Below are 3,030 nucleotides of genomic sequence, written 5' to 3' on the forward strand. Positions count from 1 at the left end.
GTCAGGGGTGACGACGGTGCCATACAAAGCCGCCCGGTCTGTGCGCAAATGGGATTCCAAAGGGCCCACGGCCCTTTGGCCTGCGGAGCACAAAAAGCCCTACGCCCCACTCCAACACACGCCATCACACCCTCCTCCCCCGAGAGTCGTAGGGGTGACGACCACCCTATCCAAAATACACTCGGCCTGTGCACTCATGGGATCCCAAAGGGCCCGCGGCCCTTTGGCCTGCGGAGCACAAATCTTCGTCTTCTTCTTTCTCGCCCTCTTCTCTGCACGCCACATACCCAAAACATCCCCACTCACACGATCCGCGCCACTCATGCCACCATGTGCGCATACGCAAAACAAGAATGCGAACACCAGCGCAAGCACCTGCGAACTCGTGAAAAGCGTGGGCGCCGGATGACGGCAAAGCCGCTGTCGTATTGGGCTAGCGACGCAACGCAGCGCGGCACGGAACCTGAGAAAAGGTGCGGAAACGCAGAATGCGAATATAACCGATACGTACCCGTTAATAGGGTACTGTGGGGATGAATTTGACAAGGACTGCGGCATTTTCTATCTACTACACTGCATAGTCTTTCAGCTGGCGCGCAGTGAAACGCATCATCTTGTAATTCGCGCCGGACTTTCCCACCACAACCTGGAGGTCGTATTGAGTAGGCTCTGTCTTAGTGTACTTCTTTTTGTACTGAGTTTGTGTGTACCGCTTTCCGCGAGTGCGGATTCCATACGCTTTGGTGTTCCGCCGTGGCCGGGTGTTACTGTGAAGTCTGAAGTTGTCTGCCAGATTCTGGACTCCATGGGGTATGACGCCGTCCAACTCGAGATTGGCCCGCCCATTATCTACAAGGGGCTGACTACGGACGATGTGGACGCGTGCCTTGCCGCATGGTTGCCGCAGCAAAACGACATGCTGTTGCCGCTGAAGGAAAAAAACGCCATTGATGTCGTGGCCATGAACATCAGCGAAGCCAACATCAGCTTCTGTGTCCCTTCGTATGTTTGGGACGCAGGGGTGCACTCCATTGCGGATTTGGACGCCTACGCGGACAAGTTTGACAACGAACTGTACACCATTGAGGTTGGCTCTGCCATGCAGGCCGCCACGGAAAAGATGGTGGAGAACGACGTCGCTGGTCTTGCGGACTGGCAGCTTGTCAGCAGCACCACGCCGGTGATGCTCTCCGCCGTGCAGGAGCGCATCCGCAATAACCAGTGGGTGGTCTTCCACGGCTGGCAGCCGCACTGGATGAACTTCCAGATGGACATCAAGTACCTTGAAGGCGTCCCCGGCACGGAGGACCTCGTGAGCAAGAGCATGGTGTACACCATCGCCAGCAACGACTTTAAGGACCGCTTCCCGCAGGCGCATACGTTCCTGAAGCAGATCACCGTCAAGGCGGACACGCAGAGTGAATGGATCAACAGCTTCGGGTTTGAAAAAATCGCCCCGGAGAAAGTCGCCTCGGATTGGATTCGAAAGCACCTCGACACCGTCGCCACGTGGCTTGACGGCGTCACAACTGTCGACGGCGCCCCCGCCATCGACGCCGTTCGCCGGGACTTTGCCGGGTAGAACGATGTGAGCATGCGGTCTGTCGCCATCGCGCCGACAGACCGCCCAAAGAGCGCCCCGGCATCAGCCCCCGCACGGCCTGCCGTTGGCGCGTGGCCCCGGACCATCCAGCCGGTCACCATACTGGCTCCGTAAGCCGCTTCACGGCACATGTACCGATGCAGCGCAGGGGATGGCCCGGTCCGGCTCCTGCACGCCCCGCTCACGGGATGCAAAGCCGACCCTATGCACCATAACCAGGAGGTTCGCTTGCGAAACATACTCGCAACTCTCGCCATTGCCGTTTTCTGTATCATTGCCCCCCTCAGCGCCCATGCGCAGCCCGTTAAATTCGGCGTTCCGCCGTGGCCGGGCGTAACCGTCAAAACCGAAGTCGTCGCCCAAATTCTCGAAGCCATTGGCTACGAAAGCAAGCAGGTCGAAGTGAGCGCCGTTATGGTCTACAACGGCCTGACCACCGGCGACGTTGATGCCTACCTCGCCAGCTGGATTCCGCTCCAGAATGAACTGTTCAACCCCCTGAACGAAAAGAACGCCTTCGAAATCGTGGGCACCAACCTCGATGAAGCTGGCGTCAGCCTCGCCGTGCCCAACTACGTGTGGGACGCCGGCGTGCGCTCCATCGCCGACTTGGCCCCCAATGCCGACAAGTTTGAAAACACCGTCTACAGCATTGAGGTCGGTAGCGGCATGCAGACCTCTACGGAAAAAATCATCGACAACAACGTCGCCAACCTTGGTGACTGGAAAATGCTGTGCAGCCCCGTACCGGCCATGATTAAGGCCGTGCAGGACAAGATTAAGCACAAGCAGTGGGTCGTGTTCCACGGCTGGCGCCCGCACTGGATGAACTTCCAGATGGATATGAAATTCCTCACGGGCGTGCCGGGCACCGAAGGCCTCGTTAACGAGTCCATCGTCTACACCCTCGCTAGCAACGACTTTAAGGACCGCTTCCCGCAGGTGCATACCTTCCTGAAAAACCTGTACATCTCCGGCCACACCCAGAGTGAGTGGATTAACGAGTACGGCTTTAAGGAACAGGCGCCCGAAACCGTCGCCGCGAAGTGGATCAAAAATAATATGAAGACCATCGCCCCCTGGCTGAAGGGCGTCAAAGCCGCCAACGGCAAGCCCGCCATGGAGGTGCTGCGCAAGGCCATCGCGTCCTAAGGCGCCCACGGCTGAACACGTAGCACACACCCGTTTGCCTCCTGCCTGCTCAGGCGCTGCCACCCTCAGCAGGCACCCAAATTTCGGCCCACAGAGAGCCGGGCCGGAAAACGGGTTGTGGTTCGGGATGCGTATGGACCTTCACGGCTGAATGAAGGCCCATACGCATCCCACCTCATTGGTGGAGGCAAAAATGAAGAAAAAGCATGCCTTCGGCGACTTAAGGAAATAAGGTGAATTGCAATTCAAAACTGAACACAGCCCTCAAGCCCAAG

Annotated in this window: 2 protein-coding genes; both read left to right on the forward strand. The window is 58.0% G+C overall.

All coding sequences use genetic code 11. The annotated features are described in order from the left end of the window. Positions 1 to 700 precede the first annotated feature (700 nt). A complete protein-coding gene (locus tag ACY69P_RS15635) occupies positions 701 to 1,582 on the forward strand; it encodes an ABC transporter substrate-binding protein (RefSeq protein WP_462328151.1) in 882 nt (293 codons plus the stop codon). A gap of 249 nt (positions 1,583 to 1,831) precedes the next feature. Further along, entirely contained in the window at positions 1,832 to 2,755 is a 924-nt protein-coding gene (locus ACY69P_RS15640) for a glycine betaine ABC transporter substrate-binding protein (RefSeq protein WP_462328152.1), read from the forward strand. The last annotated feature ends 275 nt before the right edge of the window (positions 2,756 to 3,030 follow it).

It is taken from the genome of Desulfobaculum sp., from assembly GCF_054921475.1.